Annotated in this window: 24 protein-coding genes; 21 read left to right on the forward strand and 3 right to left on the reverse strand. The window is 59.3% G+C overall.

Annotation, left to right across the window (positions count from 1 at the left end):
* The 16 genes from AC4EYZ_RS10150 to AC4EYZ_RS10225 all read left to right on the forward strand — a co-directional run bounded on the left by AC4EYZ_RS10150 (position 1) and on the right by AC4EYZ_RS10225 (position 15,426).
* Positions 1-525, forward strand: a complete 525-nt coding sequence (locus AC4EYZ_RS10150) for a COG4648 family protein (RefSeq protein ID WP_039859947.1) — start codon at positions 1-3, stop codon at positions 523-525.
* Positions 522-2,213, forward strand: a complete 1,692-nt coding sequence (locus tag AC4EYZ_RS10155) for an ApeI family dehydratase (RefSeq protein WP_490204248.1) — start codon at positions 522-524, stop codon at positions 2,211-2,213. Before AC4EYZ_RS10150 ends, AC4EYZ_RS10155 begins: the two co-directional genes overlap by 4 nt.
* A complete protein-coding gene (locus AC4EYZ_RS10160) occupies positions 2,206-2,961 on the forward strand; it encodes a glycosyltransferase family 2 protein (RefSeq protein WP_039859942.1) in 756 nt (251 codons plus the stop codon). The genes AC4EYZ_RS10155 and AC4EYZ_RS10160 overlap by 8 nt, the downstream gene beginning before the upstream one ends.
* A complete protein-coding gene (locus AC4EYZ_RS10165; RefSeq protein ID WP_400672590.1) occupies positions 2,958-3,899 on the forward strand; it encodes a lysophospholipid acyltransferase family protein in 942 nt (313 codons plus the stop codon). Before AC4EYZ_RS10160 ends, AC4EYZ_RS10165 begins: the two co-directional genes overlap by 4 nt.
* A complete protein-coding gene (locus AC4EYZ_RS10170) occupies positions 3,883-5,454 on the forward strand; it encodes an HAL/PAL/TAL family ammonia-lyase (RefSeq protein WP_342584521.1) in 1,572 nt (523 codons plus the stop codon). Before AC4EYZ_RS10165 ends, AC4EYZ_RS10170 begins: the two co-directional genes overlap by 17 nt.
* On the forward strand, positions 5,444-5,884 hold the full coding sequence (locus tag AC4EYZ_RS10175) for an acyl-CoA thioesterase (protein WP_039859936.1): 441 nt from the start codon (positions 5,444-5,446) through the stop codon (positions 5,882-5,884). Before AC4EYZ_RS10170 ends, AC4EYZ_RS10175 begins: the two co-directional genes overlap by 11 nt.
* Positions 5,881-6,483, forward strand: a complete 603-nt coding sequence (locus tag AC4EYZ_RS10180; RefSeq protein ID WP_490204249.1) for a LolA-related protein — start codon at positions 5,881-5,883, stop codon at positions 6,481-6,483. Before AC4EYZ_RS10175 ends, AC4EYZ_RS10180 begins: the two co-directional genes overlap by 4 nt.
* A complete protein-coding gene (locus tag AC4EYZ_RS10185; RefSeq protein WP_490204250.1) occupies positions 6,480-8,792 on the forward strand; it encodes an MMPL family transporter in 2,313 nt (770 codons plus the stop codon). The genes AC4EYZ_RS10180 and AC4EYZ_RS10185 overlap by 4 nt, the downstream gene beginning before the upstream one ends.
* Positions 8,793-8,815: 23 nt before the next feature.
* Positions 8,816-10,075, forward strand: coding sequence for an NAD(P)/FAD-dependent oxidoreductase (locus tag AC4EYZ_RS10190; RefSeq protein WP_342584524.1), 1,260 nt, complete (start codon positions 8,816-8,818; stop codon positions 10,073-10,075).
* 5 nt (positions 10,076-10,080) lie between these two features.
* A complete protein-coding gene (locus AC4EYZ_RS10195) occupies positions 10,081-10,644 on the forward strand; it encodes a DUF3261 domain-containing protein (RefSeq protein ID WP_490204251.1) in 564 nt (187 codons plus the stop codon).
* Positions 10,629-11,822, forward strand: coding sequence for a beta-ketoacyl-ACP synthase (locus AC4EYZ_RS10200; RefSeq protein ID WP_490204252.1), 1,194 nt, complete (start codon positions 10,629-10,631; stop codon positions 11,820-11,822). The genes AC4EYZ_RS10195 and AC4EYZ_RS10200 overlap by 16 nt, the downstream gene beginning before the upstream one ends.
* Positions 11,815-12,309 carry a hotdog family protein gene (locus AC4EYZ_RS10205; RefSeq protein WP_342584526.1) on the forward strand — a complete coding sequence of 165 codons (495 nt, stop codon included), beginning with the start codon at positions 11,815-11,817 and terminating at the stop codon, positions 12,307-12,309. The genes AC4EYZ_RS10200 and AC4EYZ_RS10205 overlap by 8 nt, the downstream gene beginning before the upstream one ends.
* A complete protein-coding gene (fabG, locus tag AC4EYZ_RS10210; protein ID WP_342584527.1) occupies positions 12,306-13,031 on the forward strand; it encodes a 3-oxoacyl-ACP reductase FabG in 726 nt (241 codons plus the stop codon). The genes AC4EYZ_RS10205 and fabG overlap by 4 nt, the downstream gene beginning before the upstream one ends.
* A complete protein-coding gene (locus AC4EYZ_RS10215; protein ID WP_490204253.1) occupies positions 13,031-14,290 on the forward strand; it encodes a beta-ketoacyl-ACP synthase in 1,260 nt (419 codons plus the stop codon). Before fabG ends, AC4EYZ_RS10215 begins: the two co-directional genes overlap by 1 nt.
* A gap of 69 nt (positions 14,291-14,359) precedes the next feature.
* Positions 14,360-14,803, forward strand: a complete 444-nt coding sequence (locus tag AC4EYZ_RS10220) for a hypothetical protein (protein WP_039859924.1) — start codon at positions 14,360-14,362, stop codon at positions 14,801-14,803.
* Positions 14,804-14,805: 2 nt separating this feature from the next.
* On the forward strand, positions 14,806-15,426 hold the full coding sequence (locus AC4EYZ_RS10225) for a 4'-phosphopantetheinyl transferase superfamily protein (protein WP_141440139.1): 621 nt from the start codon (positions 14,806-14,808) through the stop codon (positions 15,424-15,426).
* Here the strand turns inward: AC4EYZ_RS10225 and AC4EYZ_RS10230 are convergent.
* The 3 genes from AC4EYZ_RS10230 to AC4EYZ_RS10240 form a co-directional block, all read right to left on the reverse strand.
* A complete protein-coding gene (locus AC4EYZ_RS10230) occupies positions 15,400-17,673 on the reverse strand; it encodes an ATP-dependent DNA helicase (protein ID WP_490204254.1) in 2,274 nt (757 codons plus the stop codon). The genes AC4EYZ_RS10225 and AC4EYZ_RS10230 overlap by 27 nt on opposite strands.
* Positions 17,670-19,361, reverse strand: a complete 1,692-nt coding sequence (locus AC4EYZ_RS10235) for a VRR-NUC domain-containing protein (protein ID WP_474191675.1) — start codon at positions 19,359-19,361, stop codon at positions 17,670-17,672. Before AC4EYZ_RS10235 ends, AC4EYZ_RS10230 begins: the two co-directional genes overlap by 4 nt.
* A gap of 119 nt (positions 19,362-19,480) precedes the next feature.
* Positions 19,481-20,386 carry a helix-turn-helix domain-containing protein gene (locus tag AC4EYZ_RS10240; protein ID WP_027958183.1) on the reverse strand — a complete coding sequence of 302 codons (906 nt, stop codon included), beginning with the start codon at positions 20,384-20,386 and terminating at the stop codon, positions 19,481-19,483.
* A 347-nt stretch (positions 20,387-20,733) separates the two neighbouring features.
* Here AC4EYZ_RS10240 and AC4EYZ_RS10245 point away from each other — a divergent pair, with 347 nt between their 5' ends.
* The 5 genes from AC4EYZ_RS10245 (at position 20,734) to AC4EYZ_RS10265 (ending at position 25,816) form a co-directional block, all read left to right on the forward strand.
* Positions 20,734-21,780 (forward strand): NAD(P)-dependent alcohol dehydrogenase, encoded by a 1,047-nt coding sequence (locus tag AC4EYZ_RS10245; RefSeq protein WP_027958182.1) that lies wholly within the window; start codon positions 20,734-20,736, stop codon positions 21,778-21,780.
* 36 nt (positions 21,781-21,816) lie between these two features.
* The gene (locus AC4EYZ_RS10250) at positions 21,817-23,250 is read left to right on the forward strand and encodes an ABC transporter substrate-binding protein (protein ID WP_027958181.1); all 1,434 of its coding nucleotides are present in this window, start codon (positions 21,817-21,819) and stop codon (positions 23,248-23,250) included.
* A gap of 3 nt (positions 23,251-23,253) precedes the next feature.
* On the forward strand, positions 23,254-24,150 hold the full coding sequence (locus AC4EYZ_RS10255) for a carbohydrate ABC transporter permease (protein ID WP_474191676.1): 897 nt from the start codon (positions 23,254-23,256) through the stop codon (positions 24,148-24,150).
* Positions 24,147-24,977 carry a carbohydrate ABC transporter permease gene (locus AC4EYZ_RS10260; protein ID WP_027958179.1) on the forward strand — a complete coding sequence of 277 codons (831 nt, stop codon included), beginning with the start codon at positions 24,147-24,149 and terminating at the stop codon, positions 24,975-24,977. Before AC4EYZ_RS10255 ends, AC4EYZ_RS10260 begins: the two co-directional genes overlap by 4 nt.
* Before the next feature lie 74 nt (positions 24,978-25,051).
* Positions 25,052-25,816: an SDR family oxidoreductase gene (locus AC4EYZ_RS10265; RefSeq protein WP_027958178.1), complete on the forward strand. Its 765-nt coding sequence runs from the start codon at positions 25,052-25,054 to the stop codon at positions 25,814-25,816.
* The last annotated feature ends 6 nt before the right edge of the window (positions 25,817-25,822 follow it).

Genomic DNA, 25,822 nt, shown 5'->3' on the forward strand with positions numbered 1-25,822 from the left:
ATGCCGAAACAAGCAAGCATGTTACTGGCGTTGATCTGGCCGATATTGGTATTCGTCCTGCACGACCACGTAGGCAGCTGGCCACTTTTAGTCGTCGGTGCCGCACTGCTCGCCTGGAGAATGCCCCAGGCTCGCTACCTCGCCATCATGGTGGCGATAGTGTTGCTAGCGTTAGGCGGCCTGGGGCACGCCGAGCTTGGTATGCGTGCCTATCCCGTCGCCGTCAATGCCATCATGCTGACCATCTTTCTATCCAGCCTGTGGCGGGGCATTCCGGTCGTGGAACGTTTAGCACGCCTGCGCGAGCCTGACCTGCCCCCCGCCGGAGTGCGCTATACCCGGCGCGTCACCTGGGCATGGTGCGGCTTCTTTGTCTTCAACGGGGCCATCGCTGGCTGGACGGCGCTGTACGCTGACCTGGCCACCTGGTCGTTATACAACGGCGTCATCAGCTATGGGCTGATCGCCTTGATGTTTGTCGGTGAATGGCTGCTACGCCACCGGCTGCGGAGGAGTCTGTCGTGACCTTCATCCCGCTTACTCGGTTGCCCTGGCGTAACACGATTGCGAACCATTACGCACTTCCGAATCACTGGATCGCCCCAGCGTCGCTCACTCGGCGCATCAATGCCTGGCGCCTCTGGTTAGCAGACAAACCCAGCGGCCACTGGCTGCTCTGCCATCAGCAACCTCTAGAGTTCTGCGCAGCCTTGGCGGCACTATGGGAAAGTGACCGGGTCGCGGTATTACCCGCTGACAATCGCCCAGAAACCTTGGCCCTGCTCCTTGAAAAGGTTGATGGTACGCTGCCCGACGATCCCGGTGAGCTTGAAAGCATTACGCCATTCGCACATCCCGAGGCACTTGACCCAACGGCTACGGCAGTCGTCCTGTACACGTCCGGCTCCACCGGCGAGCCCGTTCATCTGACCAAGCGTTTCAACCAGTTGGATGCGGAATTGACGGCGCATGCCAAGCTATGGCCATTAGCTGATAGCGGTGTCATCTCTCAGGTCAGCCATCAGCATATCTATGGCTTGCTCACCGGGGTATTGCACCCCTTATGCACCGGCACCCCCTTCTGTGGCGATGAGTGTCGTTATCCGGAAGGCCTTTTCGCACGCCTGCAAGAGGCCGGCGCGGCCGGCTTGAAGCCAGTAATCGTGAGTTCCCCTGCCCAATTATCACGCCTACCGGAGCACCTACCGTGGAGCGAGACACCCCGCCCCACGCGCGTGTTCTCGTCTGGCGCGCCCCTGGCGTTGGAACATGCCCAGCACACCGAGCGTCTACTCCAGGCGCCTGTGATCGAGATCTATGGCAGCACCGAGAGCGGCGGAATTGCCCAGCGGCGCCAAACGCAGGGTACCGTCTGGCAGGCCTTGCCAGGGGTGGAGCTAGCATTTTTTGACGACTGCTTGCGCCTGCGGTCGCCGTTTCTGGAAACGCCACAACGCTGGTGGCACCAGCCGGACCGGGTGGTACCGACAGAAGGCGGCTTTGAGTTGCTGGGGCGCGCTGATCGTCTGGTCAAAATTGCCGGTAAACGAGTCTCGCTGAATCATGTTGAACGCGTCCTCGCCGCAGCGGAAGAAGTAATAGAGGCACGCTGCGTCGATCTCGGTCGAACCGATGGCCGAATGGGGGTCGTGGTCGCCCTCTACGATGCGTTCATTCCGCACCAGCACGATACTCGTCATGACTTGGTGCAACGTATGCGAGCCCATCTCTCGCACCACCTTGAACCCATCGCCATTCCTCGCTACTGGCGCTTTGTCGATGCACTGCCGAGCAATGCCCAGGGCAAGCTGGATCGCGCTCTGATCAATCGCCTGTTTGCCGATCTCGATAACCACAAGATACCGCGCTGGCTGGGTGAGCAGCGACCAGGTGCTGACTCTTGTCTATTGACCCTGGAAGTACCGGAGCGATTGATTTTTCTCGAAGGACACTTCGACGAATATCCGTTGGTGCCGGGTGTCGTGATGGTGCAGTGGGCCATCGAGTGCGCCAACGACTGCTTCGCTGAGCTGGGAGAATTTCAGGGCATCGAGCGCTTAAAATTTCAGCGGGTTTTACAACCCGGCGCACGCTTCACTTTGCAGTTGACGCGCCGCGACGACGGTATCGCCTTTACCATCGAATCTCATGAAGGTCGCCATTGCGCCGGTCAAATTCGCCTGCAAGCCAGCCACGGGGGTAAACATGGCTGACCCACATCCTTGCATCTTGATCCCCGTTTATAACCACCCAGCGACGATCAGCCCGCTATGCGATGAGCTCGCTGTATTGGAGATACCCCTGCTACTGGTGGATGACGGTAGTGACCATGAGTGCGCGAGCGAGCTTGACCGCCTGGCCGCAAACGGCCATCACCTGCTGCGCCTGGATATCAACCAGGGCAAGGGGGCCGCGGTACGTGCTGGGCTCAAGCAAGCCCAGCATCTGGGTTACACCCATGCCCTTCAGGTTGATGCCGACGGCCAGCATGGCATCGATGACCTGCCCGCTTTTCTCGCCGAACTGGATACGGCACCCGATACGCTGGTGGTTGGCTATCCCCGCTATGATGCCAGCGTGCCAAGAGTACGTTTTTACGGCCGTTATGCGACCCATATCTGGGTATGGATCAACACCTTGTCGCTGGATATCCGCGACTCGATGTGTGGCGTCAGACTTTATCCGGTCGCGGCGCTCAACCGACTACTGGCCCAGTATAGCTGCGGCAACCGCATGACCTTTGATACGGAAGTGTTAGTGCGCTGGCATTGGGCGGGGGGTGATATGGCGCATCGCCCGGTACGCGTACACTACCCGCGCGACGGAGTGAGTCATTTCGCCGTGTGGCGTGACAACCGCCAAATCTCTCTTATGCACACCCGCCTGTTCTTTGGCATGCTGCTACGCCTACCGCGCTTGCTGGCGCGACGCTGGCGAAGGCAACACGAGGTGAGCCGATGAGCCATCATTGGGCGCGGATAGGCGAGCGTGGCACGGTAGCGGGCATGTTCCTGATGGTGGTGATACAGCGCCATTTGGGGCGCTGGCCCTTTCGGCTGGCGTTATGGCCAGTCATGCTGTGGTATTTCCTGATACATGCCACGGCAAGGCGCTCGTCACAAGCCTTCCTGCAGCGCCTCTACCCCCAGCTTGAGCAGCGCATTTTGGCCCGATGGTGGCACAGCTATCGCCACTTCCTGGCCTTTGGCGAAGCCCTGATGGACAAGGTAGAGGCGTGGTGCGGAAATATCACCGACGAACGTTTGGTCGGTACTGGGATTGAGCACTTCAGTGCCGCCATCGACGGCGGTCGGGGTGGATTAATTCTGGTCGCCCATCATGGCAATCTCGATGTGGTCAATGCCCTCGCTGAGAGACACGCGAAACTCGATTTGACGGTGATGATGCATACGCGCAATGCCCGCAAGTTCAATGCACTGCTTGAGCGTGTCACGGGTAAAGCCCGCCCCCAGGTACTCGAAGTCAGCGAGGTCACCCCTGCCACCGCCCAGACCTTGGCAGAGCGCATTAACGCCGGCGGCTATGTGGTCATCGCGGCTGACCGCCTTCCTCTGTCAGGGCAGCGCACGCAGACGCTTGATTTTCTCGGCGGTCAAGCAAGATTCCCCGAGGGCCCTTTCCGCCTGGCCACGCTGCTCCGTTGCCCGCTATATGCGCTGGCCTGCGTGCGCGATGGCGCTAACTTTCGAATCGACTTTGAATGCCTCGGCGATACCCAGGAACTGCCACGCCGCCAGCGCGAAACATGGATTGCCGACGCCATGCAGAACCATGCCAATCATCTAGCCGAGCGTGTTCGACGACACCCTCTGCAATGGTTCAATTTTTATCCGTTCTGGAACAACGACACTGGATACCTTCATGACGATACTCCGTGACCCGGTGGCGGGTTCTATCACCAGCGAACCTCTCATCCTGGATGGTTCGATTGTCAGCCTCGAGGAAGTACTGGCCGTCGCTGAAGGTCGCCGTCGCGTCACCCTATCAACGGCCCCGGACTTCCGTGAACGCATTGCACGCGGCAACGCCTTCCTTGAACGCCTACTCGAGGAAGAGGGAGTCATCTACGGCGTCACCACCGGCTATGGCGATTCCTGCACCCGTGAGGTCTCCGCGTCCGATCTGGAACAACTACCGCGCCAGCTATATACCTTCCACGGCTGTGGCTTGGGCGAGGCGTTGTCGGTGGAAGCCGCACGAGCAGTGATCATGGTACGCCTAGTCTCGCTATGCCGCGGCGTTTCGGGGGTCAGTGTCGAGCTCCTCGAACGCCTAACCTGGTTGCTAGAGCATGATGTGATCCCGGTTATTCCTGAGGAAGGATCCGTCGGAGCCAGCGGCGATCTGACGCCACTGTCTTATTTAGCTGCTGTCCTATGCGGTGAGCGCGACGTGTTTTATGGCGGCCAGCGGCGTCCCACCGCCGAGATCTTCGCCGAGCACGGCCTCGTACCCTATCGCCTAAAGCCTAAGGAAGGCTTGGCATTAATGAACGGCACCGCTGTAATGACGGCACTGAGTGTGTTCGCCTTCGCCCGCACTGTCTATTTAGCGCAGCTGGCCACCCGTATTACAGCCCTATCCGTACATGCACTGGACGGTAATCCCTATCACTTCGATGCTGAACTGTTCGCCGCCAAACCCCACCCGGGACAAAATAAAGTCGCCGCGCGACTACGCGAAGATCTTCACGCAGCCAAAACACCGCGCAACTCGCCTCGCCTCCAGGATCGATACTCAACCCGCTGCGCCCCGCACGTAATCGGCGTGGTGGAGGATGCCTTACCTTGGTGGCGCCAGTTTCTTGAGAACGAACTCAACAGCGCCAATGACAACCCGTTAATCGACGCCGAACAAGGCAAAGTGATGCACGGCGGCCACTTCTACGGTGGGCATGTCGCTTTCGTGATGGATAGCCTCAAGCAAGCCTGTGCCAACTTGGCTGATCTGCTCGATCGCCAACTGGCGCTGCTGGTCGACGCTCGCTTCAATCACGGCCTGCCCAGCAACCTGAGTGGTGCCACACCCGCGCGGGCCAGCCTCAACCATGGCTACAAGGCCGTACAGATCGGCGCCTCGGCATGGACCGCAGAGGCACTAAAGTTGACCATGCCGGCCAGCGTGTTCTCGCGCTCCACTGAATGCCACAACCAGGACAAGGTCAGCATGGGCACCATCGCCGCGCGTGATGCACTGCGTGTGCTAACACTGGTCGAACAGGTGACTGCCGCTACCCTGCATGCTGCCTGCCAGGCCGTCGAACTGCGCGGTCAACTCGCCGATGCCCCTCCACTACCCAAGCGCCTGGCAGGATTTCTCGATGACTGTCGGCAGACCTTTCCCGCTCTCGGCGAGGACCGCGCACTGGAGCACGAACTGCGCACACTCTGTGACCTGATTCGCCAACGTCACTGGAGCCTATATGACGCCTAACGACCGCCCATTACCCAGTTGCGAGACCGAGCTAACAATCCCCTTCCATGATATCGACATGATGCAGGTGGCTTGGCATGGCCACTATGTGCGCTATCTGGAAATAGCCCGCTGCGAACTGCTTGATGCCATTGACTACAACTACCCGCAAATGCAGGACTCGGGGTACGCCTGGCCGGTCATTGATCTACGCCTACGCTACGCCGCTCCGGCGCTATTCGCCCAGCGTATCGCCATCGAAGCGCGCCTTAGCGAATGGGAGAATCGCCTCAAGATCGACTACACCATCCGCGATGCACAGACGCGCAAACGCCTGACGCGAGCCTGGAGCGTACAGGTCGCTGTCGGGATTGAGGATCGCGAAATGCGCCTGGAGTCGCCGCCCGTTCTGGTCGAACGTCTTCTCGCCTGGCAGGAGGCTAATCAGTGACACGCCCTATTCGCCACTCGATTGTTTATGTAGCTGTTTATGTCGCTGTTTATGTCGCCCTTAGCCTGATGGTCAGTCCCGCTACGTGGGCGGCCCTCAATGGTGATGGCCTTGATGGTGACGCCCTCGCCGAACGTCTAGCTGCCCACGCCCCGCAGTGCGGCCGCTTCGATCAGTCGCGCTGGCTGGCCGATCTTGATGCCCAGCTGGATAGCCGTGGGTACTTTGAACAGCAAGCAAACGGCCTGGTTTGGCAGACGACATCCCCCGTGCGAGATCGTGTGGTTATGAGCGAGGACAACGACGAACTGCCCATGGGGTTTCAAGTGGTCGCACCGGTGCTTGGTGGTCTTCTGTCAGGCAACTGGCAGCGCCTGGAATCACACTTCACCATCGAGCTCAGCGGTGCGCTGGACGACTGGCAAGCCAAACTGACGCCCAGTGAAGTACACATCGCCGAACGGCTTTCGCAACTGCTCGTTCAAGGCAACCAGCAAGTGGAGCACGTCGAGCTGATGTTCACCAACGATGACCGCCTCAACCTGACTCTGGCAGCAGTGGATTGCGCCAGCCTCGAAGAGGGTGACCGTTCACTGTGAGCAAGGCAACGCACCCGAGCAGAATAGAACGTCTAGCCGCTATCGGTTGGGCCGGGCTGTTGCTGGGCTGCGCCATTCTGCTGGCGGGTTTGCTAGGCAGAGGGGCACCACTGGATACGCGCATCACTGCACTATTGCCGGAAACCCACCAGGGGGCTTTGCTTGAGCAAGCCGAACAGCGCTTAACCCAAACCTTTGAGGACCGCTTCGTGCTGCTGGTTCGGGGTGAGTCCCCAGCCAGGCTGGTCGCCGAACTCAAAACCCGGCTAACAGATTCGGCAAGCGTCAAGGCTTTCGACGATGACAGCTTGCAGCGCCCCAGCAGCGACTTGGCGGCGTACCGTTATCGTCTGCTGACCCCATCACTGGCGGATGCCAGTGATGGGGCCTGGGTACAGCGCGGCCTAAGGCAACTGTTTACGCCGGGAAGCGAAGCGGATCCTCGCCGCGATCCCTTCGGTCTACTGGATGCCTGGCTGAACCAACGGCTTGCTGGCCCCATACGATTGATCGACGGCCTGCCGGCCGTCAGCGACGGCGACAAGCACTGGTTCGTCGTCAGCGGCCAGCTATCAGCCAGCCCCTACGACATGGCCATGCAGCAACGCCTTATGGCAGCGCTGTCGCGCTTCGGCGAGGGTCATCCCCAGGCCGAGCTATTACGCAGTGGTCTGGTATTTCATGCTGCTGCCGGCGCCGATCAGGCCAAGCGAGAAATCTCCACTATCGGCCTGGGCTCGCTGCTGGGTATCGGCTTACTACTATGGGTCACGTTTCGGCGTGGTTCGATGCTGGCCAGTTTATGGCTGCCGGTCGCTTGTGGCATGCTGTTTGCGCTGCCACTGACCTGGGTGCTGTTTGGTACGCTCAACCTGCTGACGCTGGCATTCGGCGCCAGCTTGATCGGTATCGCGATAGATTACGCCCTGCATTTCCAGTGCGCCCGCCAATTAGCGCCCGAACAACCACTGGCACGGCTTTGGCCAGGGCTGTTGCTAGGCCTGATATCCAGCCTGGTCGCCTATCTTGTCCAACTTGCGACCCCACTGCCGGGGCTACGCCAAATGGCGACTTTCGCGGCGCTGGGCTTGGTCGGCGCCTGGTTGACCGTGCGCCTTTGGCTACCGTGGTTCACTCCTCGTCCCCATGCCGCGACGGCACGCATTGCAGCCCGGCTGGATCACCTGCGGCTACCACCCCGAGCGCCCTTGCGTTGGGGGCTGCTGGCCCTGCTTGGCATCCTGGCGGTGGTCATCGTCGCCACACGGCTGACAACCAATGACGACCTGCGTCAGCTCAACCCTTCGCCCACCGCGCTGATTGCTGAGCAGCAACGTGTACAGGGCCTATTGGCAAGTCCCACGGGCAGTCGTTACCTGATCGTCACCGCCAAGCATGAAGCCGAGCTATTGGAACGGCTGGAAGCCTTGGAGGCTACGCTGGCAGAGCTGAAGACCCAAGGGCACTTGAGCCAGTACCGTCATCTTGCCCGAGCGGTACCCTCCCCTTCGGCCCAGCAAGCCAACCTGGAGCGAGTGCGCCAAGCCTATGACAACGCCCTGCCCGAGCTGATCGCCAAAGCTGGTCTTCCCCTGGACTTACTGGAAGCCGCACAACAGCCGTTGCGAGCGGTGCCGCTATTGACCATCGAAACATGGCTTACAACCCCCGTAGGAAGTGCCGATAGCACGCTCTGGTTAGGCGACGTCGCCACTGACCAACGTTCTGACATGGCGGCGCTGGTGGTATTGGGCGATGCCGACAACATGGCCCAGAAAGCGCTCATGCGTCTTGCGGCACCGGCATATGTGCTCTACCAGGATCGGGTGGTCACGTTATCCGACCATTTGTCACGGCTACGCGATCAGATCGCCCTATGGCTGGCTGTCGCCGTCGCAGGATTAGCGGTGGTATTTGGCTGGCGCTATCGTGGGCAGGCTTGGCGCGTATTGCTGCCCCCGCTGGGTGCGCTGTTAGCGACCCTGGCACTGTTCAGCGCGCTCAATATCGGCCTGACGCTATTCCATCTTCTGGGCCTGCTGCTGGTACTGGGTATCGGCCTCGACGCTGGCATATTTAGCACGGAACACCCAGATAGCCCTGCGGCTTGGCTGGCCATCAGCCTATCCTGTGCGTCGAGCCTATTGGCCTTCGGCCTATTGTCGTTCAGCGCTACTCCGGCACTGCATTACCTGGGGCTCACCTGCCTCGTTGGGCTTGCGTCGGCGTGGGCCCTGGTGCCTTTCGCCAGGGCGAACACCCGGCACAATTCTTCCCACTGCAATTCTTCCCACTACAATCCACCATGATGGCGACAGGAGCCGCAAAACAAATGAAGACGCATGACACTACCGATGTCGCCATCATCGGCGCAGGCCCCTCCGGCGCCGCTGCGGCCGCTTGGCTCGCCCGGCGAGGCATCAATGTGCGGGTTATCGAGCGCCAGCGCTTTCCGCGCTTTTCCATCGGCGAGAGTCTGCTGCCACAATGCATGGTACATCTTGAGGCTTGCGGCCTGCTCGACGCCGTTCAGACAGGTGACTTTCAGTTTAAGAATGGCGCTGCCTTTACCTGGAGAGACCGCTATGCCGCCATCGATTTTCGTGACAAGTTCAGCCCTGGCCCCGGCACCACCTGGCAGGTCGAACGTGCTGATTTCGATCAGCGCCTGATCGACGGCGCGCGTCAAGCAGGTGCTAGCGTCGAGTTTGAAACACAAGTCGAGGCCTTCGTTGCCGACCACGATCGACCCAGCCTTACACTGGTTGATGCCAATGGCGAGCAACGCTCGCTACAAGCCCGCTTCGTACTTGATGCCAGCGGCTATGGGCGTGTTTTAGCACGTCTCACCGGTCTTGCTCGGCCTTCGACCCTCGAATCACGCTGTGCGCTGTTTACCCACATTGAGGACCGTATCGATTGTTCGCACTATGATCGAGACAAGATTCTGATCGGTTTGCACCCTGAACATTCGGGCATCTGGTACTGGCTGATTCCTTTCAGCCAAGGGCGTGCGTCGGTCGGTGTGGTGGGCGACCGAGCAACGCTGGAAGCCGCCGGTGTCGACGACAACGAGCGCCTATGGCATTTTCTCCATGCCGAGCCCAGGCTCAACAAACTGTTGGCCAATGCTAAAGCCATACGCGATATCGGCCGCCTGGAAGGTTATTCCGCTGATGTCGAGCAACTGCACGGCCCCGGTTTTGCTCTCTTGGGTAATGCGGGCGAATTCCTTGATCCGGTGTTTTCCTCGGGGGTAACCATTGCCTTGGACTCAGCCCTGCGTGCCGCTCCCCTGGTCGAGCGGCAGCTCGCTGGCGAAAAAATCGATTGGGATAGCCAGTTTGAACAACCACTACGCCGTGGCATCGCCACCTTCCGCGAGTTTGTCGACGCTTGGTACGATGGTCGCCTGCCACGCATTATCTTTAACGATCAACAGATACCACGCATACGCGAAATGATCAGTTCGGTACTCGCCGGCTATGCCTGGGATGAAGAGAACCCATTTGTCGCCGCCAGTCGCCGTCGCCTTCACAGCTTAGCTGAGGCCTGTAGCGACATTTCGAGCCATGCCACGGGTGAGGGTTGATGGCCATGAAGTTACCCCCTTTCGTGCGTCAGGCATGGCTGATCATCGCTATAACACTACTGGCCGGCTGCGCCGGACGGCCGGTCGCTACGCTTCCGGGGCTATCAACGTTGCCGGAGATAGAGACGCAGATGCAACGCCTGACGTTTTACCATCACGACCAACGGCATGAAATGATCGGAGTGCTGCGCCACGATGACATGTCGTTGCGTCTGGCCATACTCAGCCCACAAGGCCAGCGCTTGCTGACCTTGGTACATGATGACGATGGGAGCCGCTTTCTTCACGATGCCTCGTTCGAGCCACCCTTTTCGGCCGAATGGCTCGCCAGTCGCTTGAGCTGGAGCCTATGGCCCTCAACAGCTATTTCCCAAGCCTTCCACACCAGTGCCTGGTCGCTGGAAGAGGATCAAAAGGGTCGTACCATTCGCTACCATCAGCGCGTCATCGCTCGTATCAGTGGTGACGCCTCATGTCGGGTAATAGAAGACATTGAGGCTAATTACCGATTGTATATTGCACGACTTGATGACACCGACCGGACGGCAGCCACATGCTCAGCCCAGTGACTTCCTTTCAGGCGCAACCCTGCCGCCTGCTGCCGCCAGCACTGGTCTGCTCGATTGGCGACGACTTAGCGGCAATCACCGACGCCCTGTTCAACGGTCGGCGTGGGCTGGTGTATGACGACGTGTTTACACCAGGCCGCTCCTTGCCACTAGGACGGGTAACCACTGCATTACCCGATGCCCGCGATTTACCACCGGAGCACCGCTCGCGCAACAACCAACTGCTGGCCGCTGCACTAGAGCGGCTGGCACCGACACTCGACGCCTTTCGCAAACGCAGCCCCCAAGCGCGTATCGGCGTGGTGCTCGGTACCAGCACCTCGGGAATCGGTGAAACCGAAATGGCTGTGGGAGAGCGAATGAAAGAAGGCAAGTGGCCTAGCGATTTCCATTATCAACGCCATGAAATCGGCTCGCCGGCCAAGTTCATCGCCGAGCGGCTAGGCCTTGAGGGGCCAGCCTACACACTGTCCACTGCCTGCACCTCCAGCGCCCGGTCTCTCGCCAGTGCCAAACGCTTGCTGACGAGCGGTATCTGCGACGCAGTTATCGCTGGTGGCGCCGATAGCCTTTGTGGCTTGACAGTCAATGGCTTCGCCTCTCTTGAGGCGCTCAGCGATCACCCCTCCCAGCCCTTCTCAGCCAACCGTGATGGCATCAACCTCGGAGAAGCAGCAGCGCTGTTTCTGGTCACCGCCGAAACCGGCGGTATTCAGCTCAGTGGTTACGGCGAGAGCAGTGACGCCCACCATATTTCAGCGCCACGGCCCGACGGCCAGGGCGCTATTCGCGCCATTCAAGCCGCCTTGAAGATGGCTCAACTACCCGCCACGGCCATTGATTACCTCAACCTACATGGCACTGCGACACGCCAGAACGACAGCATGGAAGCCATTGCGGTCGCGCATATCTTCGGCGATAAGCTGCCATGTAGCTCAACAAAGGCGTTGACGGGACATACCTTAGGTGCCTGCGGTGCATTGGAAGCAGCGTTCTGCTGGTTAACGCTCAACGCCGATCGTCTTCCACCCCAGGTTCACGATGGTGAGATCGACCCGCAACTACCATCGCTGAATTACGCCACGGCAACCCAACACGACTGCCATCGGGCTATCAGCAACGCCTTTGCTTTTGGTGGTAACAACATCGCCTTGCTGTTGGAACGTTTTAATGAATGATTCACCCTTCTCCTGCTTACCTGATTTGCCTTGCGATATCGCCCCTTACGTACCGCATCGTTATGGCATGTGCCTACTGGATACGCTACTCGCGGTGGGCGAAGAACACCTGCATGCCAGCGTAACGCCTCAACGCGATGACCTGTTTGCCACCCACGATGGCATACCTGGCTGGGTAGGACTGGAGTGGCTTGCCCAGGCGGTTGCCGCCTGGGCTGGCATTCAGGCCGTGGCGGGTGGCGACAAACCGAAAATCGGCTTTTTGCTCGGCACTCGTCGCTATCAATGCCAGGCACCGTTTTTCAGTTTCGACCAGCCGATACGTATTGAAGTTGAACTCAATTTTCGTGCTGACAATGGCCTGGGCGCTTTTCATGGGCGTTTGTTTGACGCTAATAATCAGCCTATCGCCAACGCTACACTCAACGTCTTTCAGCCCGAAACGCGGCAAGCGCTGGACGTTATTCAACAAGGGAGCACCTTATGACGAATACCATCCTGGTCACCGGATCAAGCCGCGGCATCGGCAGCGCCATTGCCCTGCGCCTGGCGCGGGATGGCTTTGATATCGTGCTGCACTGCCGTCAACGCCAGGCAGACGCCGAAGCGGTCGCCAACGATATACGCGCACTGGGGCGCAGTGCCCGCGTGCTATGTTTTGATGTCGCTGACCGTGCCGCCGCACGGCATGCCATAGAGACCGACATTGAAGCACATGGTGCCTATTATGGAGTGGTCTGCAACGCTGGCATTACCGCCGATGGCGCCTTCCCCGCTCTCTCCGATGAAGACTGGGATAGCGTCATTCACACCAATCTCGATGGCTTCTACAACGTCGTTAAACCCTTGGTCATGCCGATGGTTCGCCGCCGGGCACCCGGCCGTATCGTCGTGATGTCTTCCGTTTCGGGAATGATGGGCAATCGTGGCCAAGTCAATTACAGCGCTTCCAAGGCCGGACTGATCGGTGCGATGAAGGCGTTGGCGGTGGAACTGGCCAAACGGCGAATTACGGTCAATTGCGTCGCCCCAGGGCTGATCGATACCGACATGACAGATGAATTGGTAAATGAAGAAGCACTCAAGCTGATTCCCATGCGCCGCACCGGAACCTGTGAAGAAGTGGCGGCCACGGTGGGCTTCCTGTGCTCGCACGATGCAGGCTATATCACGCGGCAGGTTTTCGCCGTCAATGGAGGAATGTGCTGATGCCAAACAACACATTACGCCAGGATGGGCTCGGTCGCAGAGTGGTGGTTACAGGGATGGCCGGTTTCTCACCGATCGGTAATGACTGGCCAAGTATGCGTGCACGCCTCGAGCGACTACAAAATGGTATTCGCTATATGGATGACTGGGATAGCTACGAAGGTCTCAACACTCGGCTCGGCGCTCCCGTCAACGACTTCACACTACCCGGGCATTACCATCGCCGTGCACTGCGCAGCATGGGCCGGGGAGCACAAATGGCGACCCGTGCCAGCGAACTGGCACTAGAGGATGCAGGGCTACTTGACTCGACGCTCTTAGGGAGTGGCCAAATGGGGATCGCCTATGGCGCGTCAGCGGGAGAGCCCGACGCCGTCGCCGACTTCGGCAACATGTTAATCAACAAGTCGACCGATGGGCTTAATGCGAACTCCTATATCCGCATGATGGCCCATACCGCGCCGGTCAACATTGGTGTGTTCCTCGGTGTGCGCGGACGCATCTATACCACCTCGAGTGCCTGCACATCGGGTAGCCAGGGCATCGGCTACGCCTATGAAGCCATTCGCTTCGGGCGCCAGACAGCGATGATTGCCGGTGGTTGTGAAGAGCTATCGGCCTCTGAAGCAGCTGTCTTCGACACACTATTTGCCACCAGCACCCGCAACGATGCGCCACACACCTCCCCACGTCCCTTCGATACCGAGCGCGACGGTCTGGTGATCGGCGAAGGTGCTGGCACCTTGATCCTTGAAGAGCTTGAGCACGCCCTGGCACGGGGGGCCAACATCTACGCCGAGCTAGTGGGCTTTGGCACCAACAGCGATGGCCGCCATGTTACTCAGCCCGACGCCCGCATCATGGAGCAGGCTATTCGCCAGGCGCTCGATGACGCTGGCTTGCAGCCAGAACAGATCGGCTACGTCAGTGCCCATGGTACTGCCACCGACCGTGGGGACATCGCCGAGAGTCATGCCACCCATGCCGTTTTCGGCTCAAAACTCCCGATTAGTGCCTTCAAAAGCTTTACCGGCCACACACTGGGCGCCTGTGGCGCACTGGAGGCCTGGGTCGCTATCGAGATGATGCGTGAAGGGTGGTTCCATGGCACTGCTAACCTTGACCAGCTCGACGACGCCTGTGTAGCACTCGACTACCTAAGCGGTCAAGGACGTCATATCGATTGCGACTATGTCATGAGCAATAATTTTGCCTTCGGCGGTATCAACACTTCGTTGATCTTCCGGCGTTGGCTCTAAAGGCACGACACCGTGCCACTCAAGGTGCCTGGTATCAGGTGCTTACAACCCAGCGAAAAGGAACGCTAAATGACCAGAGGATTGATTTTATTCACTATGTTACTGGGGGCTCTGCTGCTGAGCACAACTAGCTATGCACGGGATACCACCCACATGCTGTCGATTGAAGAGGCCATGAATACGCCTGCAGCCAGGGAACGGCTCGATCCCAACATCCGCTTTTTCTTTGCCGATACCCCGCACGGCGAGGTCGCCAACGAGTATGGCAACTTCGTTACCAGCAAAAAGACCAATGCTTTCAATAAGTCTGATGAAGAAGCCTGTCAATGGGTCATGTTATCAGCGCTAATCAGCCTGCAAGATCGTATCAAAGCCGAAGGTGGCAATGCGGTCGTCAATATAGAAAGCTTTTACGACCGTCAGCCGATGGCATCAAATACTGAATACGAGTGCCATGCCGGGGCCATCATGGCAGGCGTCGCCTTACGCGGCGATGTGGTCACCCTGCGTTAATAATGACGCCTCGTCTCGACATGTTGTTAGTACAAGCTCCCGCTGATAGCAGCGGGGCTTGTCTATCACGGCTGGGAAGAGAACTGCTCTCGCAGCTCACGGCAGCACACGGTTTCCACTGCCCAGTGGATGAGTGGACGCCCAGAGGATGCGGCGCACCGCGGCATCCCGCGCTTCCCTCCCCCTGGCGGGCGTGCCTCTCCCATCGCGGCCTGCGCGTTATCGCTGGGATCGCCACGGTGCCAGTGGGCATTGATATCGAGCAAGTGCGTTCCCGACACAGAAACCGGTTAAGCGGACTGGTAGCGTGCTTGCCTGAAGCCGATGTGCGCCATGAGATAATGGCGTCCACTGCCCCTTTAAGCATGTTCTATCGAGCCTGGACACTTCACGAGGCGTTGTTCAAGCTTGATAGCCTCTGCGGTAAAACGCCCCATCATGTACTAGGCACTCGTCTTTCTCGACTGCTTCCCGGTGGGGGTGCCCACGCTTGGCAGTGGCAACATGAGAACTGGACAGTCAGTATCTGCTGCCAATATAGCTTGCTGCAGATTCGCTCGTTACCCAGGCTCTCCATCAGCAAAAGCGATGGCCTATTAAGCTCCCCACCAGCGTGGCAATAGCGCACGTACGCTGGCCTGGGCAAAACGATCATCCATTAATACCACAACCCCTTGATCTTCTGGACTGCGAATAACGCGACCTGCGGCCTGCACCACTTTGATCATGCCGGGAATGCGGTAGGTATAGTCGTCACCTTGGCCGAAGCGGACGGTTAGTCGTGCTTTAAGCGCTTCGTTAAAGTCGTTAAACGGCGGTAGTCCCAAGGTGGCGATAAAGGCTCCGATCAATCGGTCGCCGGGCAGGTCGATGCCTTCTGCAAAGGCACCGCCCAACACCGCAAAGCCGATGCCTTCTCCGCCGGGTGCAAAGCGCGCCAGAAACTCCTCGCGCTGCGCTTCTGGCATCCCTCGGGTTTGGCTGAAAACGGGCACTTCCGGGTGCGCCTCGCGAAACCGCGCCAGCGCTGCCTCCAGGTAGGCAAAGCTGCTGAAGAACGCTAAATAGTGGCCTGATTTGCGCTGATACTGCTGCGCCATGGTCGCGACGATAGGATCGATAGAGGCGTCCCGATCCCGAAAACGCGTGGAGATATCCGTGCGTATACGCACCTCTAACTGACACGCGGTAAAGGGCGATGCCACTTCCCGCCATACCGTGTTTTCCGGCAAGCCCAGCAGGTCCCGGTAGTAGTGGGCAGGGTTTAACGTCGCCGAAAACAGCACCACTGAGTGCGCCGCGTTAAACCGTGCGGCCAAAAAATCGGCGGGTATCAGATTGCGTAACCCCAACACCGCCCGACCGCGCCCATAGCGGGTAAGATCACACAGGGAGTGCTCACCAAAGCGCTCCGCCAGGCGGCAGAATGCCAGCGCTTCAAATAACAATTCCTGTAGTTCCAGGCTGGCATCTTCGGGGTGCTCACCCAGGTGGTCGGTGATGGCGGCGCCCACCTGTTGGGCAGCGATGACTAGCTTATCGGGCAGTGCCGTAAGCAGCCGGTAGGCCGGTTTCCTGGGGTCGCCCTCCTCTTCCAGCCCTGCTTCTTTAATCACCGCTTGCCATTGGCGGGACAAACGACCCAGGGGCCGGGAGAGCGCTTTGGGCGCAGCACGGCGAACCCGGTTGAAACGCTGCTGATCGAGCTCGGCGCTGTACATGCCGCGGGCGCGCTCAATCAGATTATGCGCTTCGTCGACCAGCACGCCCGTTCGCCAATCGTTGGCCTGGGCCAAACCGTGCAGCAGGGCGTGGCTATCGAACCAGTGATTGACGTCACCGACGATCACATCCGCCCAGCGCGCCAGCTCCTGGCCGAGATAATAGGGGCAAACATCGTGGGCCAACGCCACTTCGCGCAGCGCGTCGCGATCCAGCCATCCCTGATCCACCGCCGCTTGGCGTGCTGCAGGCAGGCGATCGTAAAAGCCGGCGGCCAATGGGCACGACTCGCCGTGGCAGGCGCGATCAGGGTATTCGCAGGCCTTCTCACGCGCCACCAGTTCCAGCACCCGCAGAGGAAGTGTTTCATCACTAGTGCGCAGTGTAGCCAGGGCATCCAGCGCCAAACGGCGGCCAGGGGTTTTCATGGTCAGAAAGGCGATCCGATCGAGCTGCTGGCGGGGCATGGCCGAAAGCATTGGAAACAGCGTGCCCATGGTTTTACCAATACCGGTGGGCGCCTGGGCGAGCAGGCAGCGCCCGGTACTGGCAGCTTTGTAAACATCTTCAGCGAGTTCGCGCTGGCCGGGGCGAAACGCAGCATGGGGAAAGCGCAGGGTCTGCAGGCCACTATCGCGATCCTGACAGTGAACGGCCTCCTGTTCTGCCCAAGCAAGGAAGCGTTGGCACTGCTCGGCAAAGAACGCCTGGAGTTCGTCGGCAGTGGCTTCCTGGCTGATCAGGGTCTCTTTGCCGCTGGCAATATCCAGATAAACCAACGTCAAGGTAATCTGTTCCAGCGCACGCTCAGCACACAGCAGCGCGCCGTAGACTTTTACCTGCGCCCAGTGGAGGGCGCGCTGATTATCCGCCATGCGCTCCAGGCTGCCACGGTGGGTTTTGATCTCCTCCAGGCGGTTGGCCGTGGGGTCGAAACCATCGGCGCGGCCGGTAACTATCAGCCCTTCAAACTTCCCCGACAGGGGCAGTTCAGCGAGATAGTCTTCTCCCCGGCGGCTGGTCACCAGCGTATGCCCTTCCATCCCTTCGCGCGCACTGGGCGCCGGGGTAAAGCGGTGATCGAGATCCCCCTGCCGAGCAGTGAAGTCGCACAGCGCGCGCACTGCCACGCGATAGGTCGCGCTCATGGTTCAGGCTCGTCGCCAGTCGACCAGCTCACGTAACACACCGCCACGGGCATGGCATGGCGGTGAAAAAACGTAAGCCAGCGGCGCTGGTTATCCTGCAGCCGATCGCCGGGGCCTTTGACCTCAATCATCCGATAGCGTGGCTCGCCAACGGGCGCATCGGGCATAAATTGAATTAAATCCGGTAGCCCGGCCCGGTTGGCTTTCAGATCCCCCAGCAACCGCTCAAAGCACAGGCGTAGGTGCACGGCGGGAATGCACGTCAACGCCAGCTCAACCAGCGGTTCATCGACAATCGCCCAGTGCACAAAGGGAGATGCCAGGCCGTGTTTCTCCCGCCAAGTCGTCCGAATCACCTCTTGATAGCTGCCGTCGTTCAGGTGTGCCAGGCAGGCATCGAAGGTGTCTTGCCGCCGCGCCACAAAATCGTCGCGGTATAAATCCGCCGGGCCATTGTGGAAAGGATGGAAAAAGGCCCCTGGCAGTGGGGCGAAAATCGCTGGCCAACAGAGCAGACCAAACAGCCCGGTCAGCAGCGCGTTTTCCACGTAGTAGACCGGCGTCCCAGGCTCGCTGAGTGCCTCGACCACGGCGCGTTCGACCCACTGCGGCCCAGGCAATGATAAGTCCCAGCGCTCATGAGTGGGTTCGGGGTCGCTCGGCTCAGCAGGCAATTTAAGCCGCCGCCGTAAGCGGGGCAGAATCCGCGCCAGCGCCTGGTGCTCGGTTTCGTTGGGGCTGCTATTAAGGGCTTGGGTCGCCAGCTCAAAGGCCGCGGTGTGTTCGCCTTGGCGCTCCAACACACGTAACTGCCGAATGCGAGCTTCGCTACTGGCGGACTCGCGATACAGTCTCAGCGCTAGCGCTGCGTCTCCGCTACGCTCTGCCTCACGGCCCAACTGGAGCAGTAACCGCGCGCGCCGTGTGGCTAGCCAGCGGTTATCCGCAGGCGGTGGCATTTCAGGGAATAGATCGGCGGGCAGCTCGCCGTCGTCCAGACGTTGGCGCAGACGATGGAGCGCTAAATACGTATCCACTTCATGGCGCGACTGGAAAGCGCGGGACTCTGGCGTGAAGGGCACACTTTCAAAACGCTGGAGGCCAAGCTCGGTTAACACGAACTCGGCCCAGTCCTGGCGCAGGTTGCCAAAGAACATCAGGCGCAGGCGGTCGCAGGTTTCCATGACTGTTAGCCGCAGAACTGGATCGTTTGCCTCGGGCCACCACTGGCATAACCGCTTGGGTTCATTGAGTTGGCTCGCCAGCGTGTCGTAGAGCACGGTTTTAGCGCTTGAGGCGCTCAGCCCGGCAGCGCGTATCTCCGCTACCAACGCCAGGCGCAGTTCGGCCAAGCGTAGCTGGTTAAACAGCTCATCAACGCTAAGCACCGATTCACTATCGACCCAACCTAGCGACATCAAGGGCGCCATGGCGCTGGCACTGTCGCCAACCTCGGCGTAGCTTAATTTGCTGAGCCGAAACAGCTCGCCCTTGCGCATCACCATGCGCACCAGCAGCGCTTGGGAGGCTTGCGGTAAGCTCTCAAACTGTTCAAGAAAAGCGAGCTCGTCTGCCGCGAGCAGATCAGCGTGGCGCTCCCCCACCCAGGCCAAAACGAAGCGGAAGTTCGTTAAGTAATAGAAGGGGTCATCAAGGGAGGCAGTAGGTGTCGCGAAAGCACTGTTCATTTATCCATTGTATCAGTGCGATGCTATTTTGACAGTCTCGCCGTCATTGAGATTAAGCAGCACTATGTCAGTTGCCAGTCTGCAAGCTCTGACTACTCAAGCTTAATAACTCGTTACTGTCATTCCTTCGGCACAAGGTCAGCCGTGTTCTGCTGGTACTGGCGTGGCGTCATGCCCTTTAGCTCACGAAAGTGACGGTTGAAATTGGAGAGGTTGTTATAACCAACCTCGAAACATATATCGGCGATGGACTGCTTACCTTCAAGCAACAGCCGACAGGCATGACCAATGCGGATCCTCCTGAGAAAGGCAACGAAGGTGTCGCCGGTGGCATGCTTAAAAAAACGCGAAAAGGTGGAAGGCGTCATGCCGTTATTCTCAGCCATTGTCGACATGCGCAGCCCTTCATGAAAGTGGTCGTGGATATAGAGCAGTATGGCATCGACCTGCTCGGAAGAGGCGCCCTTGGCATCCAGGCCGTACTCTCGACCGGCCAGGGTATGGTATTCGCTTTGCGAGAGCCTGCGCAGAATGGTCAACATGGTCAGTAGCCTGCCAGCATTATCCTGCTCGCCCATCCTGATGAGCAGTTCGGCACAGCGTGCCGCTTCTTCCCCCTTGAACTCCACTCCCAAGGCCGAGTCCTCGATGAGCGTCGACAGGCAGTTGAGCTCCGGGCAGAGCGCCATCATGTGTTCCAGCCACTCGCCCTTGAACTGGAGGACAACGTCACGGCCCTTGATCACCGGTTGCACGTCATCGAGCTCGCTAAACCAGGCGTGCGGAATATTCGGTCCCACCAGCACTAAATTACCGGGTTCGAAGCGGCCAATATAATCCCCTACAAAATAATGCCCTGCCGAATAACGGATGAGATGTAACTCATATTCGGGATGGTAATTCCAGCGGGCAATAGGGGCGGGGAAATCATGGCTGTGCCAGTAGAAACTAAATTTCGGATCCTGACTGATGCACTCGAAAACAGGCGCACCAAGAGGAGTATCGTTGAGATGCGAAGTAATCATAGTTTATCAGTGCCTCTTTCAGCTATCAGCGATGTCTGGATAAGACGCCCATGCCTGATCTCTTACTATCCTGAATTAAAGTGAGCCGTTGGCCTTTTATACTTTGGTCACAAAAAGTCTTTCGTCTTTCCAACAGCACCACCCAGGCATTATGGAAAGTGCCATTTAAAACAGACCATTACCTACCACGCTAAGAAAGCCTGCAAAAAAGTATCAGTCCCAAGCAAATTATAGCCTAGCGGTTTTTTCCACATGGCGCGTAGATTTGTTTCAAGCCTGAAGCGAGGTTAACTAGACCAAAAAAAGGCCGGTTCTCGCCCCTTTAAATACAATTCGAGAATAGCGTCATGAAAGCAAAAGCTCTGGTGCTGGAGAAGAAACGCGAGCTGTCGTTACGAGAGATCGAGCTCCCTGACCAGCTCGGCCCGGAGGACGTTCGCGTGCGCATCCATACCGTCGGCATCTGCGGTAGCGACGTGCATTACTATACCCACGGCCAGATCGGCCCCTTTGTAGTCCGTGAGCCAATGGTACTCGGCCATGAAGCATCCGGTGTAGTGACTGACGTCGGCCGAAACGTAAGCCATCTTCATGTGGGCGATCGGGTGTGCATGGAGCCTGGTATACCCAACCCCAGCTCGCGCGCCGCCAAACTAGGCGTCTACAACGTCGACCCGAGCGTAAGGTTTTGGGCCACGCCACCCGTGCACGGTTGTCTGACGCCCGAAGTCATCCACCCAGCAGCATTCACCTTCGCACTTCCCGATTCGGTGTCCTTTGCCGAAGGCGCCATGATTGAGCCGTTCGCGATCGGCATGCAGGCGGTCATTAAAGCGCGCATGCAGCCAGGCGATATCTGCGTCGTGACCGGCGCAGGGCCGATCGGCCTGATGGTTGCCCTGGCCGCGCTTGCGGGCGGCGCCAGCGAGGTGCTGGTCTCCGACTTGGTTGAGGAAAAGCTGGCAATCGCGGCTCGTTATAAGGGCATCACGACTGTCAATGTTTCGCGGCACTCCTTGCGAGAAGCCGTCGACAGGTGTTGCGGCCACGAGTGGGGTGTCGATGTGGTATTCGAGGCCAGTGGTAGCCCCAAAGTCTACGACGACATCTTGGCCTGCGCCCGACCTGCCGGCACGATCGTGCTGGTTGGTATGCCTGTCGAGCCGGTCACCTTCGATATCGTGTCGGCGCAAGCCAAGGAACTGCACATCGAGACCGTGTTCCGCTACGCCAACGTTTACGACCGGGCGATCGACCTGATCGCTTCGGGTAAGGTAGACCTCAAACCATTGATTACCGAGACCTTTGATTTCGAACACAGTATCGATGCGTTCGAGCGTGCCGCAAGCGCACGGCCCAATGATGTCAAGCTGCAGATCACGCTTGATACCTAACCCCGCCAGACCTGAACCCAAGAGAGGAAAACAACAATGACCCAGTTCAAGCGTCGCGACATATTAAAAGGAATGGGTGGACTCGCCAGCCTGTCGTTGATGGGCGCAGGCCCACTGCGCACGGCCCTGGCCCAAGGCATGGCCAGCGATGAGGCCTGGAAGCAAGCCAGTGGCACCACCATCCAATTCATCTCCGAGAACACGCCGCCGACCACCGCCATCGCCGCCAACCTGGCGTCTTTCCAGGAACTCACCGGCATCACTGTCAACATCACCGAAATGCAGTTGGGTGCCTTGGTACAGAAAGTTGCGTTGGACTTCGGCGCTGGGCGCAGCGCCTTCGATGTGATCTATGCTGATCCTTACCAAGTACTCGCGCCATATCATCGTGGCCTAGTGGATCTCAATACCTTCATCAACGACGACCAGCAGCTGGTCGTGCCCCAGGGCATCGAGGACTTCATCCCCTCGCAACTGGCCGCCGCGGGCCGTTTCAAAGACAGTGAAAGCCTGTACACCCTGCCCTACGACTGCCCGACGATGATCTGGATCTACCGGCGTGACCTGTTCGAAAAATACCACGACCAGATGCAACAGGATCTCGGCTTCGACCCGACCCCCTCGGACAGCACCACCTGGGAGCAGTACTACCAGATCGCCGAGTGGTTTAGCCAAGGCAACGCCAGCGAGGTTCAGTACGGAACCGGTCATCAGGCTCAGCAGTACGATTCACTGATGTGCGACTTCTCCAACGTGCTGTTCGCCTACGGCGGCGATTACTTTGCCAACGGCCAGCAGGTCGGCCTACTCGGCACCGACTCCCCTGGCGCCTGCCAACTGACCAGCGAGCCCGCGCTGGAAGCTGCGCGCTTCTATCAGAAGCTGCTCAAGGTCGCCCACCCCGGCAGCACCAGTTGGGATTGGACTGGTGTCGCCAACGCATTCCAGAACGGCGAGTTCGCGATGATGCCAGAGTGGCACGAGTTCGCCGGCTCGCTGGAAAGCTCTCAGCTACAAGGCAAAATCGGCTACGCCCCGCTGCCCAAGGGGCCAGCACGCAGCGCCAACCTGTGGGGCGGCACCGGGATCGGCATTAACGCCAACGCCTCGGCCGAAAAGCAGAAAGCGGCCTGGCTATTCCTAGTCTGGGCGACCTCACCACAGACCCAACTGATGGGGCTAAGAAGCGAGGTCGGTGGCGGCACACCGACACGCCAATCGGTTTACGACATGCCTGAGGTCAAGGCCGCCAGCACCCCACCCACCGACATGCCCAACATGCTCACGGCGGACACCATGCTGACCGCCTGGCAGGACGACCACATCGGTCTGAGGCCCAAGATCGCCCAGTGGAACGAGGTCGACACGGTCATCTTCACCGAGCTTTCCAAGATGTTGGCGGGGCAAATGTCCCCCGAGGAAACCATGCAGAGCGCCAAGCAACGCATCGATCGCATCGTTGGGGCGTAACCCATGGCGCTGACGACCAGAAAACCCTCGGCGCGGCGACAGGGATTCGAGCTGGCGATGATGTCGCCAGCGCTTTTTCTGCTCGCCCTGATCACGCTGGTCCCGTTCTTCTCGATCATCTGGATGAGCTTCAACGACGTCAGCCTGATGGGCGGACTGGCCTTCGAGTTCTCGGGCCTCGATAACTGGCAGCGGGTGTTCACGGACCCGGACATCCGCTCCAGTTGGCTGATCAGCCTGGTCTATTTCCTGGCCACGGTGGGCCTGGAAATGGTCATCGGCACCGTGATGGCGCTGCTGGTTTATAGCCTAACGCGGGGCAGCAACATCATCATCTCGCTGCTGTTGATCCCGATGTTCATCGCCCCGGTGATCGTCGGGCTACTGGGGCGTTTCATGCTCGACCCCAGTCATGGCCTGTATGCCTGGCTGCTCAATGAAAGCGGTCTGTTCGACGGCAACATCCTGGGCAGCGTAGGCTCCGCGATGGTCGCAGTCATCCTCATGGATGTCTGGGAATGGACGCCGCTGGTCGCGCTGATCGTCCTGGCGGGGCTTGCTTCAGTACCCGAGGACACCCTGGAAGCGGCCGAGATGGACGGCGCCAAGTACGGCCAGAAACTTCTCTATATCATCCTGCCGTCTATCTCCAATATCCTGCTGGTGGCGCTGCTCATCCGCGCCATGGACGCGATTCGCTTCTTCGCGATCATCTTCATCACCACCAACGGCGGGCCCGCGGATTCCACCAAGATCATCCCCATTAGGCTCTACGACATCGCCTTTCGTTTTTTTGATCTGGGCTATGCCGCCGCCGTGGGCATCACCATGCTGGTGTTCTCGATCATGGTGGCTACAGCGTTTACGAAACTGCTCAAACGCCAGGAGACGAGTTCATGAATACCTCCAAACGCTGGCTGCCCCACACGTTAAAAATCGCTCTGTTAACGCTCCTGCTGTTATGGACGCTGATACCGATTATCTGGATGGTGCTGTCCTCTTTCAAGTCGAACGACATCATCACCGCCGGTACGCCGCGAGTCTTCTTTACCCCTACCCTGGAGCATTACACCTCGTTGTTCAGCAGCGGCAACAGCCTCTGGCCTTACCTGCTCAACAGCCTGTTCATCGCTGGGGTCTCGACGCTGATCGCCGTAGTGCTCGGCTGTATGGCCGGCTTCGGGCTGTCGCGGATAAGAATCAAGGGCAAGCAGCATCTGGCCTTCTGGATCATCAGCACCCGTATGGCGCCGATCGCCGCAGTTATCGTGCCGCTGTACCTGCTGTTCCGTTACCTCTACCTACTCGACACCCACGCCGGCCTGATCGTCGCCTACCTGAGTTTCAACCTGCCCTTCGCCATCTGGCTGATGACCGCATTCTTCGACGACCTGCCACCTGACCTGGAGGAAGCGGCGATGATCGACGGTGCCACCAAGCTCCAGGCGTTCCGCTACGTCGTGCTGCCACTGATGACCCCTGGGCTGGTGACCACCGCTATCCTGTGCTTCATCTTCGCCTGGAACGATTACGCCTTCGCCCAAACGTTTTCCGGGCCCAGCACGCAGACCATTCCCATTGCCGCAGCGCAGTTGCTGACCCAGACCGGCATCGATTGGGGCAAGCTGCTGGCGATCGGTACCATCGTGGTCTGCCCAATGGCGATCGCCGGACTGCTGGTCAAGCGCTGGCTGGTCCAAGGGCTGACCCTGGGCGCGGTGAAATGACTGGCCCTAAGACAACGGATCTACGGTAAAGGCCCCGACAATAACGGCTCTACAATAAAAACAGGGAGAAAACCATGAACGTGATGTCACAGTTCGATCTCAGCGGCAAGGTCGCCATCGTCACCGGCGGCAATGGCGGGCTCGGTGAGGCATTCGCCCATGCGCTGGCCGAGGCCGGTGCCCAGGTCGCCATCGCCGCCCGGGGGCACGCGCGCAGCCTGGAAGTAGTCAAGGCCCTGCAGGACGCCGGGCATCGCGCCATGGCGGTGGAAGTCGACATTACCCAACCCGAAGCGGCTGACACCCTGCTCGACGAGGTCGAGGCCACCCTCGGCCCGGTCGATATCTTCCTCAACAACGCCGGCGCCTGCCAGCACGCGCCGGCGCTGGATGTCACCCCGGAGCGCTGGCAGGACATCTTCAATATCAACGTCCACGGGCTCTGGTACTGCGCCCAGGCCGCCGGACGGCGGATGCAGTCGCGCGGCGGCGTGATCATCAACATTGGCTCGATCTCGGCGATGATCGTCAACCGCCCACAGATGCAGCCCGCCTACAACGCCTCCAAGGCCGCGGTGCATCAACTGACCAAGTCGCTAGCCGCGGAGTGGGCCCCCTACGGCATTCGCGTCAACGCGCTGGCTCCCGGCTACGTCAAGACCAGCATGGCGCCGGTCGACGACCCCAGATTCAAGCCACGCTGGATCGACGACGCGCCCATGCAGCGCGCCGCCACTCCCGAAGAGCTCGGCCCCACCATCGTCTACATGGCCAGTAATGCATCGAGTTTCATGACCGGCTCCATCGTCGTGGTGGATGGCGGTTACACCCTCTGGTAACCACAA

Source organism: Vreelandella sp. 162(4c) (assembly GCF_058152265.1).

What these genes read in the sequence shown, in the direction of transcription:
- AC4EYZ_RS10255 (WP_474191676.1), top strand. Translation starts at nt 23,254, where the DNA reads ATGGCGCTGACGACCAGAAAACCCTCGGCGCGGCGACAGGGATTCGAG.
- AC4EYZ_RS10160 (WP_039859942.1), top strand. Translation starts at nt 2,206, where the DNA reads ATGGCTGACCCACATCCTTGCATCTTGATCCCCGTTTATAACCACCCA.
- AC4EYZ_RS10175 (WP_039859936.1), top strand. Translation starts at nt 5,444, where the DNA reads ATGACGCCTAACGACCGCCCATTACCCAGTTGCGAGACCGAGCTAACA.
- AC4EYZ_RS10205 (WP_342584526.1), top strand. Translation starts at nt 11,815, where the DNA reads ATGAATGATTCACCCTTCTCCTGCTTACCTGATTTGCCTTGCGATATC.
- AC4EYZ_RS10200 (WP_490204252.1), top strand. Translation starts at nt 10,629, where the DNA reads ATGCTCAGCCCAGTGACTTCCTTTCAGGCGCAACCCTGCCGCCTGCTG.
- AC4EYZ_RS10240 (WP_027958183.1), bottom strand. Translation starts at nt 20,386, where the DNA reads ATGATTACTTCGCATCTCAACGATACTCCTCTTGGTGCGCCTGTTTTC.
- AC4EYZ_RS10235 (WP_474191675.1), bottom strand. Translation starts at nt 19,361, where the DNA reads ATGAACAGTGCTTTCGCGACACCTACTGCCTCCCTTGATGACCCCTTC.
- AC4EYZ_RS10250 (WP_027958181.1), top strand. Translation starts at nt 21,817, where the DNA reads ATGACCCAGTTCAAGCGTCGCGACATATTAAAAGGAATGGGTGGACTC.
- AC4EYZ_RS10165 (WP_400672590.1), top strand. Translation starts at nt 2,958, where the DNA reads ATGAGCCATCATTGGGCGCGGATAGGCGAGCGTGGCACGGTAGCGGGC.
- AC4EYZ_RS10230 (WP_490204254.1), bottom strand. Translation starts at nt 17,673, where the DNA reads ATGAGCGCGACCTATCGCGTGGCAGTGCGCGCGCTGTGCGACTTCACT.
- AC4EYZ_RS10190 (WP_342584524.1), top strand. Translation starts at nt 8,816, where the DNA reads ATGAAGACGCATGACACTACCGATGTCGCCATCATCGGCGCAGGCCCC.
- AC4EYZ_RS10170 (WP_342584521.1), top strand. Translation starts at nt 3,883, where the DNA reads ATGACGATACTCCGTGACCCGGTGGCGGGTTCTATCACCAGCGAACCT.
- AC4EYZ_RS10260 (WP_027958179.1), top strand. Translation starts at nt 24,147, where the DNA reads ATGAATACCTCCAAACGCTGGCTGCCCCACACGTTAAAAATCGCTCTG.
- AC4EYZ_RS10245 (WP_027958182.1), top strand. Translation starts at nt 20,734, where the DNA reads ATGAAAGCAAAAGCTCTGGTGCTGGAGAAGAAACGCGAGCTGTCGTTA.
- fabG (WP_342584527.1), top strand. Translation starts at nt 12,306, where the DNA reads ATGACGAATACCATCCTGGTCACCGGATCAAGCCGCGGCATCGGCAGC.
- AC4EYZ_RS10225 (WP_141440139.1), top strand. Translation starts at nt 14,806, where the DNA reads ATGACGCCTCGTCTCGACATGTTGTTAGTACAAGCTCCCGCTGATAGC.
- AC4EYZ_RS10195 (WP_490204251.1), top strand. Translation starts at nt 10,081, where the DNA reads ATGAAGTTACCCCCTTTCGTGCGTCAGGCATGGCTGATCATCGCTATA.
- AC4EYZ_RS10150 (WP_039859947.1), top strand. Translation starts at nt 1, where the DNA reads ATGCCGAAACAAGCAAGCATGTTACTGGCGTTGATCTGGCCGATATTG.
- AC4EYZ_RS10265 (WP_027958178.1), top strand. Translation starts at nt 25,052, where the DNA reads ATGAACGTGATGTCACAGTTCGATCTCAGCGGCAAGGTCGCCATCGTC.
- AC4EYZ_RS10215 (WP_490204253.1), top strand. Translation starts at nt 13,031, where the DNA reads ATGCCAAACAACACATTACGCCAGGATGGGCTCGGTCGCAGAGTGGTG.
- AC4EYZ_RS10220 (WP_039859924.1), top strand. Translation starts at nt 14,360, where the DNA reads ATGACCAGAGGATTGATTTTATTCACTATGTTACTGGGGGCTCTGCTG.